5 protein-coding genes are annotated in these 7073 nt (G+C 73.0%); 3 read left to right on the forward strand and 2 right to left on the reverse strand.

Annotated elements, in window-relative coordinates; genetic code table 11:
- Positions 1-48 precede the first annotated feature (48 nt).
- Together AC3ET4_RS25400 and AC3ET4_RS25405 are read left to right on the forward strand one after the other, a co-directional pair.
- The gene (locus tag AC3ET4_RS25400) at positions 49-492 is read left to right on the forward strand and encodes a VOC family protein (protein WP_431953271.1); all 444 of its coding nucleotides are present in this window, start codon (positions 49-51) and stop codon (positions 490-492) included.
- 225 nt (positions 493-717) lie between these two features.
- Positions 718-2202, forward strand: a complete 1485-nt coding sequence (locus tag AC3ET4_RS25405) for a dihydrolipoyl dehydrogenase family protein (RefSeq protein WP_431953273.1) — start codon at positions 718-720, stop codon at positions 2200-2202.
- 399 nt (positions 2203-2601) lie between these two features.
- Here AC3ET4_RS25405 and AC3ET4_RS25410 read toward each other — a convergent pair whose 3' ends face one another.
- Both AC3ET4_RS25410 and AC3ET4_RS25415 read right to left on the reverse strand, forming a co-directional pair.
- Positions 2602-3054, reverse strand: coding sequence for a universal stress protein (locus AC3ET4_RS25410; RefSeq protein WP_431953275.1), 453 nt, complete (start codon positions 3052-3054; stop codon positions 2602-2604).
- Positions 3055-3272: 218 nt separating this feature from the next.
- On the reverse strand, positions 3273-4967 hold the full coding sequence (locus AC3ET4_RS25415; RefSeq protein ID WP_431953277.1) for a hypothetical protein: 1695 nt from the start codon (positions 4965-4967) through the stop codon (positions 3273-3275).
- Positions 4968-5276: 309 nt separating this feature from the next.
- Here AC3ET4_RS25415 and AC3ET4_RS25420 point away from each other — a divergent pair, with 309 nt between their 5' ends.
- Entirely contained in the window at positions 5277-7010 is a 1734-nt protein-coding gene (locus AC3ET4_RS25420; protein ID WP_431953279.1) for an MFS transporter, read from the forward strand.
- Positions 7011-7073: the final 63 nt, after the last annotated feature.

Consider the following 7073-nt stretch of genomic DNA (forward strand, 5'->3'; position numbering starts at 1 on the left):
CTCGTCACCAGTCAAAGCGGTGACGATATGAGGAGACAGGAGAACGTGATGGAGCTGAAGCTCGAGGTTGTGGTGCTGCCGGTGTCCGACGTGGACCGGGCGAAGGACTTCTACGCGGCGCTGGGTTTCCGGCTGGACGTCGACTACGTCGGCGAGGACGGCTTCCGCGTCGTCCACTTCACCCCGGAGGGCTCCGGTGCCTCGATCCTCTTCGGGGACGGCGTCACCACCGCCGCCCCCGGCTCCGCGCAGGGCCTCCACCTGGTCGTCGAGGACATCGTGGCCGCCCGGGCCGAACTGGCGGCCCGGGGCGTCGACATCAGCGAGGTCTTCCACGACGCGGGCGGCGTCTTCCACCACGCCGGTGAGACAGCCCGGGTCGCAGGCCCGCACCCCACGCGGGCCAGCTACGGCTCCTTCGCCACCTTCGCGGACCCGGACGGCAACGGCTGGGCGCTCCAGGAGGTCACCGAGCGGCTGCCGGGACGCTGACCCGGCCGCCCTCCCCGGCACATGCCGTCATGTCCGAGCGGCTCGCACTCCGAGTGCTGCCGGTGGGCGGAGTGCTCCGCCTGCTCCGAGTACCTCGAGCCCTTGCGCCCCGGATGCTCCTCGGACCCCTCGACCCCCGGGTCCCCCGCAGCCCCGCCGTACCCCCTCCGGGCACGGCGGGCCTCCGGCCGGTCCCCTCCGCCCCCCATCGTTTGGAAGAAGGCCATGAAGATCGACGAATTGGCGGGTCACGCCATCAGCGGCGCGTCCCGGGAGTACGACGTCGTGGTCATCGGCGGCGGACCCGTCGGTGAGAACGTCGCCGACCGGACGAGCGCCGCAGGACTGGACACGGTGCTCGTGGAGGGCGAACTCCTGGGCGGCGAGTGCTCGTACTGGGCGTGCGAGCCCAGCAAGGCACTGCTGCGGCCCGTGGTGGCGCGGGCCGACGCGCGCCGCATACCCGGCCTGAAGGGCGCGGTCGGCGGGCCGCTGGACGTGGCCGAGGTCCTCGCCCACCGGGACCGGCTCTCCGCGTACTGGAAGGACGACGACCAGGTCGCATGGCTGGACTCCGTCTCCGTCGATCTGGTGCGCGGCCACGGCCGCCTGGACGGTCCCCGTCAGGTGGTGGTGGACACGCCGGACGGCGGCACGGTCCGGCTGACCGCGCGGCACGCCGTCGTCGTCGCCACCGGGACCACGACGCGGCTGCCGGAGCTGCCGGGGCTCGCCGAGGTCCGTCCCTGGACCAACCGCGAGGCGACGAGCGCCCGCGAGGCCCCGGGGCGCCTGGTGGTGGTCGGCGGCGGTGTCGTCGGCGTCGAGATGGCCACCGCGTGGCGGGCGCTCGGTTCCGAGGTGGTCGTGCTGGTGCGGGGGTCCGGCGGGCTGCTGGCCCGCATGGAGCCGTTCGCCGGGGAGATGGTCGCCGACGCCCTGCGCGAGGCCGGTGTGGAGGTGCGTCTCGGCGCCTCGGTGGCCGCCGTGGCGCGCGAGGGAGGCCCGGACGCTCCCGTGCGCGTCACCCTGGCGGACGGCGGGACAGTGGTCGCCGACGAGATCCTCTTCGCGACCGGTCGCGCCCCCCGCACCGCGGACCTCGGGCTGGAGACCGTCGGCCTCGTCCCCGGCGACTGGCTGACCGTGGACGACACCTTCCGGGTGACGGCCGTCGCCGACGGCTGGCTGTACGCGGCGGGCGACGTCAACCACCGCGCCTTGATGACGCACCAGGGGAAGTACCAGGCGCGGATCGCGGGAGCGGTCATCGCTGCCCGGGCGAAGGGCGAACCCGTCGACGACCGCAGGTGGGGCGCGCACGTCGCGACCGCCGACACCGAGGCCGTGCCGCAGGTGGTCTTCACCGACCCCGAGGTCGCCTCCGTCGGACTGACGACCCGTGAGGCCCTGGCCGCGGGGCGCCGGGTGGACGTCGTGGACTACGACATCGGCCGGCTCGCCGGCGCCGTGCAGTACGGCGAGGACTACCGCGGCAGGGCGCGCGTCCTGATCGACCCGGAGCGCGGCACTGTGGTCGGCGTCACCTTCGTCGGCCCGGGGGTGCAGGAACTGCTCTATTCGGCGACCGTCGCCGTCGCGGGGGAGATCCCTGTGGACCGGCTGTGGCACGCCGTCCCGGCCTTCCCGACGATCAGCGAGGTATGGCTGCGCGTGCTGGAGGCCTACCGGGACATGCGCAAGGACTGAGGGGCAGCCGCGTCCGCGGGGGTGCGACGCCCAACGGTCCTCCTCCGCACCGACGCCGCGTCAAGGCCGCCGTCGGAGGGGGCCTGGACCGGCCACAGCCGGCCCTTCGCCGGGCGTCCGGCCGGCTGTTCCCGGTCCGCTGCGCGCCGGGCCGGGCGACCAGGTGCGCTGCCCGCGCGGGACGCGTCACCGGTTCAGGGCCATCGGCTGACACGCGGCCCGGCCGGGCGGCTCCGAGGGGCTGTTCGCGGAGGGCGGCGACGCTCCGATGTCCGGCGTCCAGGTGCCCCCGTGGGGACCGGAACGCTTCCAGGGTCCCATGCTCGACCTCTTCGAGAAGTACGGCGTGGAAGCGCTGCCCGCCCGGCCTCCAAGGCCGGGCGGGGCTAAGCGGCCCGGTCAGGCGGCGGAGTCACCGCCCTCGGTGGCCTCCTCGGGGACGAGCAGCACCGCGATGCGGCTGGTGTGGGCGATGGCGTCGCTGACGCGGGGGTTGAAGAAGGCCGCGACCGAGCCGCGGTGGTGCGGGCTGAGCACCAGGAGGTCCGCGTCGAACTGCTCGGCCGCGTCGGAGATCGCGCCGGGGACCTGCTGCGTGGTCACGTCGCGGACGAGCTCGCCGTCGGCCTTCTCCACCCCCATGCCGTGGAGCGTGGCGACGGCCTCGTCGATGACGGCGCCGGCTTCGGAGTCCTCCTCCAGGGGTGTGACGGTGTCGAAGGCGACCGTCGAGGCCAGCACGTGCACGACGTGCACCGCGGCACCGGTCAGCCGGGCCAGGTCGCCGGCCGTCCGCAGGGCGGGCCGGTGGGAGTGGCTCGAGTCGACGGCGACCAGGATGCGCTGGTACATGGGCGTTCTTCTCCTCTTCGAGAACTGGACAGGGTGCGGCGGACCCGGTGGGGTCCGCACTGCACCCCTGTCACCAGCGCTGTCGTGCGGTGTGACATTCCCTGACCCGGGTGCGGCATTCATCGGCCGCCCGCGCCGCAGACGCAGGAGGGCGCACGACGACGGCCGCCGCGCCCCGAAGGGCGCGGCGGCCGACGCGTGGCGGTGGTGGTGCGAGGTCAGGCGGCGGCGTTCCTGCGCCGCACGACGACGACGATCACGGCGCCCAGTCCGAGAGCGAGCAGCCCGGAGCCGCCGAACAGCAGCGCGCCGCCGGCACCGGTGAGGGCCAGTCCGCCCCCGGAGCCACTGGTGGAGTCACCGACGGAGTCACCGCCGGAGGACGAGGCGCCGCCGCTGCCGGACGCTCCGGCGGAGCCCGACGTGTCGTCGTCGGAAGCGGTGGGGCTCGGGGTGGCCGACGGGCCTCCGGAGGAGCCCTGCGAGCCGTCGCCCCCGGCGTCGTCGTCGCCGGTGCCGTTCAGCACGATCCACGCCGTGTTGTTGGAGTGGTCCGCCTCGTTCGGGCTCATCAGCTCCGGCAGGGCGACCTTGCCCCTGGCGTTCTTCACGACCTTGTCGATGCGCAGTTCGAAGGGGAAGCTCACCTTGGTGTGCTCCAGCAGCGGGGTCCCCACCCAGCACAGGTAGCCCTTGACGCCCTCGTCGATGGTCGTGGCGCCGCAGCCCTTCGGGGTCTTGGTCACCTTCGCCCCCTCGGGGATGGTCACGGTGAAGCCGATCGGCTCGCCACCGCTGCGCAGCGAGCTGATCCAGGCCGGCCCGTCGTTGCGGAAGCCGATCTCCGCCTTCACCGTGTCGCCGGCCTTGCCCTGGGCGGAGGCGCCGGTCAGCACGAGGTCGTAGGTGTTGCCGCTGGGAAGGTCGACCTCGGCGTAGCGCGCGTAGTCGCCCGCGGCGGCGCCGGGAAGCTCCTCGAGGGTCAGCGGGGCGCCGGTGCCCGGCGTGTAGCCGTCGCCCTCCATCAGGGCCTTGGCCTTCTGCGCGCCGACCGCGGAGAACCCGTAGTTGACGATGTCGTAGAGGGCGAACTCGGCCGTCTTCACCTTCAGCGGCTCGGACAGGGCGTAGGCCGCACCGGCCTTGTAGGTGCCGGGGAAGGTGCAGATCACGTCGGTGCCCTGGTACAGCAGCGACCCGTCCGTGGTCTGCTTGTAGGCGCAGTTGCCGTAGCTGTCGGGGAAGCTCAGCCCGCGCGAGCCGTGGACGTGCAGCACGGTGCCGTCGGCCGCCATGCCGCCGACGTTGCGGAAGCCGACCGGGGCCTCGTAGGTGTCGCCCGCGGCGAAGCCCTTGGGCTCGGAGAGCTTGCGGCCCAGCAGCTCCGGACCGCCGACCAGCACATCGATGGTGAGCGGCGTGAAGTCCACGCCCTCGCCCTCGCCGGTCACCTTGATGGTGCCGAAGTCGCCGGCCGCGCTGTCGGCGTCGACGGCGAGGCGGATGTCGCCGATCTCGTTGTACCGCTCCCCGGCGTTGATCTCGTAGCCGTCGCAGACGGCGGTCAGACCCTTCGCGGCGCAGGGCAGCTTCACGGCGGCGACGCCGTCGAGACCGCTGGCGTCGATCTTGATCGTGTACGAGCCCTGGTGGACGACCGGGATGACCCCGTCGTCGCCCGGCTCGTCACTGCCGGGCGCGGCGAGCCGCAGCGTGACCTGGGGCTCGTCCGAGTCCTCGTGATCGCTCTGGAGCGACAGGTCCACGTGGCTCTGGCCGGTGATGGCGACCGGCAGCGGAGCGCCGTCCTCGGCGAAGGCGGAGGCGGCGGGTCCGAAGCCGGCGGCCAGAGCGGCGGCCGCCACGAGCCCGATCGCTGCCCGGGCAACCGATCGGCGGAAGGGACGTCTCATTCAGCGTTTCCTTGTCGGAGGCAAAGGGATGCAGCAGGCTGAGCGGTGCGCCACCTCGGGCGCACGCCTTTCAGACCGCTCGCGCCCCCGACCGTTGTCCACGGGAAGATCACATTGCGATCACAGAAAGGGCTGCAGCGCCCCAAAAAATGCCTGCGAAATGCCCTATAGGCCGACAAAACGGTCGCAGGCCGCAGGGGTGGCATCCGAGGGGCCGGAATAGTTGCCTCGGCATACGGGTTGCCCCTTACGTACGCCCTACGACGACCTGGACCACGGTCCCCTACCGCTGCCCGGAGGCCTCACCCCATGACGCACACGACGGCCGACCTGCCCACCCGGAGAGCCGGCGGGGCGGTCGTCCCGGTACTCGCCTTCGCGGGCATCGTTGTCGCGGTGATGCAGACCCTGCTCGTGCCGGTCATCAAGGATCTGCCGCAGCTGCTGCACACGGCCCCGAGCAACGCGACCTGGGTGCTGACCTCCACCCTGCTCTCGGGCGCCGTGGCCACGCCGATCATGGGCCGGCTCGGCGACCTGTACGGCAAGCGCCGCATGCTGATCATCAGCCTCGCGGTCATGGTGATCGGCGCTGTGATCAGCGCCGTCACCAGTCAGCTGCTCACCATGATCGTGGGCCGTACGCTGCAGGGCTTCGCCATGGGCGCCATCCCGCTCGGCATCGGGCTGATGCGCGACATGCTGCCGCGTGAGCGGCTCGGTTCGGCGATGGCGCTGATGAGTTCCTCCATCGGCGTCGGCGGCGGCCTGGCGCTGCCGGGTGCGGCGCTGATCGCCCAGCACGCGGACTGGCACGCGCTCTTCTACGCCGCGGCCGGCCTCGGCGTGCTCGCCATCGTGCTCGCCCTGCTCGTCGTGCCGGAGTCCCCGATGCGCGCGAAGGGCTCCTTCGACCTCTTCGGCGCGCTCGGCCTGTCCGCCGGCCTCGTGCTGTTCCTGCTGCCGATCACCAAGGGCAGCGACTGGGGCTGGTCGTCCGGCACCACCCTCGGGCTGTTCGCCGCCGCCGTCGTCGTGCTCCTGCTGTGGGGAGTGATGGAGCTGCGGATGAAGGCCCCGCTGGTCGACCTGCGCACCACCGCCCGCCGCGAGGTGCTGCTCACCAACCTCGCCTCGATCATGGTCGGGGTCGCCTTCTACGTCGTCTCGCTCGTCCTGCCCCAACTGCTGCAGCTGCCCGTCGCCACCGGCTACGGCCTGGGGCAGTCCATGGTCGTCGCCGGTCTGGCCGTCGCCCCGCTCGGCCTGACGATGATGTTCACCGCCCCCGTCTACGCCCGCCTGTCCGCCCGCTTCGGCCCCAGGACCACGCTGATCATCGGCCTGGTGGTGATCGGCGCCGGCTACGGCGGCGGCATCGGCCTGATGGACGCCGTCTGGCAGACGGTGCTGACCTCCGTGGTCCTCGGCGCCGGCATCGGTCTGGCGTACTCCTCGCTTCCCGCGCTGATCGTCGGCGCGGTCCCCGCCTCCGAGACGGGTGCCGCCAACGGCCTGAACACCCTGATGCGGTCCGTCGGCACGTCGGTGTCGAGCGCCGTGATCGGCATGGTCCTGGCCAACACCGCGCACCATGTGAACGGCGTCGCCGTGCCCACCCTGCACGGTTTCCACCTCTCCTTCCTCATCGCCACCGGCGCCGTCGTCGTCGGCCTGCTGCTCGCCATCGGCCTGCCCGGCCGGCGCTCCGGCCCGCACCTTCGCGCGGCCAGTGCCCAGGAGGCCGGTCCGGCGCGTGCGGAGCAGGTCGTCAGCGGCTTCCGCGGCCGGGTCGTGGGCGCCGAAGGCACTCCCGTACCCCGCGCCAAGGTGACCTTGATCGACCACCGGGGCCGGCAGGCCGGCGCGACGGTCACCGCGGAGGACGGCAGCTACGCGATCGCCGTCCCGGCCGGGGGGTCGTATGTGCTGGCCACCCGCGCCGCGGGACACGGTCCCCTCGCCTCGGCCGCCCGGCACACGGGCGACGAGCGCATCGTCGACCTCGACCTGACGCTGCCCGGCGAGACGGTCACCGCCTGAACGGCGCGACAGCCACCGCGGGGGGGGGGGGGGGGGGGGGGGGGGGGGGGGGGGGGGGGGGGG

This window comes from Actinacidiphila sp. bgisy167 (assembly GCF_057707665.1).

Coding starts and splice junctions, on each gene's coding strand:
- AC3ET4_RS25400 (WP_431953271.1), top strand. CDS start 49: ATGGAGCTGAAGCTCGAGGTTGTGGTGCTGCCGGTGTCCGACGTGGAC.
- AC3ET4_RS25405 (WP_431953273.1), top strand. CDS start 718: ATGAAGATCGACGAATTGGCGGGTCACGCCATCAGCGGCGCGTCCCGG.
- AC3ET4_RS25410 (WP_431953275.1), bottom strand. CDS start 3,054: ATGTACCAGCGCATCCTGGTCGCCGTCGACTCGAGCCACTCCCACCGG.
- AC3ET4_RS25415 (WP_431953277.1), bottom strand. CDS start 4,967: ATGAGACGTCCCTTCCGCCGATCGGTTGCCCGGGCAGCGATCGGGCTC.
- AC3ET4_RS25420 (WP_431953279.1), top strand. CDS start 5,277: ATGACGCACACGACGGCCGACCTGCCCACCCGGAGAGCCGGCGGGGCG.